The sequence below is a fragment of the Mesorhizobium sp. M4A.F.Ca.ET.020.02.1.1 genome (genome assembly GCF_004022645.1).
Lineage (GTDB): Bacteria > Pseudomonadota > Alphaproteobacteria > Rhizobiales > Rhizobiaceae > Mesorhizobium.
The window spans coordinates 1-492 of the sequence record NZ_RZOI01001373.1; the positions used below are offsets into that span (position 1 = coordinate 1).

Here is a 492-nt window from a genome sequence, read left to right on the forward strand (position 1 = left end):
GCCGAAACGCTCCGCTCCCAGGCGAATGCATTCCTCGAGCTTGGTATGCTCGAGAACCGCCGGCACGAAGCAGCTTGGATCTCCGACCTGCTTGAGGTTTCTCAGCCGGAACTCCATCGGGTCCATGCCGATCTTCTCGGCCAGCAGATCCAGCGCCTGCTGGAAGACGAACGCGCCCTCGGGATTGCCGTAGCCGCGGAAACCGCTGGTGGTCGGCGTGTTGGTGTAGGCGACGGTCAAGCGACCGCGGATGTTGTCGCAACGCAGCAGGCCGAGCGTCTTCTGCATGTTGACGATCGATGTCGTCGCGCTGTGCGACAGATAGGCGCCGGCGTCGGAAACGATCGTCTGCTCGACAGCGACAAGCTTGCCGTCCTTGGTCGCGCCGACCCTGATGGTCTGATGCTGGTCGGTCCGCGAACTGTAGCCGGAAAAATCCTCCTCGCGTGTCGAGGTTACGCGCACGGGCCGTTTGGCGGCGCGCGCCAGGAG

Annotated in this window: 1 protein-coding gene; it reads right to left on the reverse strand. The window is 63.8% G+C overall.

What is annotated here, in order from left to right:
- Positions 1-492 (reverse strand): molybdopterin cofactor-binding domain-containing protein (locus EN742_RS37215; protein ID WP_148670628.1); only part of this gene is annotated, 492 nt, incomplete at both ends.